This is a genomic window from Bacillus sanguinis, assembly GCF_018332475.1.
Taxonomy (GTDB): Bacteria; Bacillota; Bacilli; order Bacillales; family Bacillaceae_G; genus Bacillus_A; species Bacillus_A sanguinis.
Genome location: NZ_BOQB01000677.1, coordinates 1 through 583 on the forward strand (window position 1 = coordinate 1; position 583 = coordinate 583).

A 583-nucleotide genomic window follows, 5' to 3' on the forward strand; every position below is an offset into this window, starting at 1 on the left:
ACAAACATTAAATCGGCATTAATATCCTGTAATGAACGCTCGGCAATGGAACCATGCATCGAGCGCGTTTTATGGCGGAACGTGCCACCACAGACGACCAGAGTAATGTCTTTATTTTCGGAAAGGGCAAACGCTGCCGGGAGACTGTTGGTAATCACCGTGATATTTTTGGCGGTCATTAATCCTTCGGCGATAAGCATTGTCGTACTTCCGCTGTCGAGAATAACGGTCATCCCTTCGTGGATCATTTTGACTGCCGCCTGCGCTATTCTGTTTTTTGGCGCGCTGGCGAGCTGAAATCGGGTGATGCTGCCAACTTACTGATTTAGTGTATGATGGTGTTTTTGAGGTGCTCCAGTGGCTTCTGTTTCTATCAGCTGTCCCTCCTGTTCAGCTACTGCCGGGGTGGTGCGTAACGGCAAAAGCACCGCCGGACATCAGCGCTAGCGGAGTGTATACTGGCTTACTATGTTGGCACTGAGGAGGGTGTCAGTGAAGTGCTTCATGTGGCAGGAGAAAAAAGGCTGCACCGGTGCGTCAGCAGAATATGTGATACAGGATATATTCCGCTTCCTCGCTCACT

General features: G+C 50.1%; 2 pseudogenes. One reads left to right on the plus strand and one right to left on the minus strand.

Annotated features, from left to right (window positions below):
- Window positions 1-248, minus strand: a pseudogene (locus tag KI369_RS30050) (DeoR/GlpR family DNA-binding transcription regulator); the annotation flags it as partial.
- A gap of 109 nt (window positions 249-357) precedes the next feature.
- Here KI369_RS30050 and KI369_RS30055 point away from each other — a divergent pair.
- A pseudogene (locus tag KI369_RS30055) lies at window positions 358-444 on the plus strand (IS1 family transposase); the annotation flags it as partial.
- Window positions 445-583 lie beyond the last annotated feature (139 nt).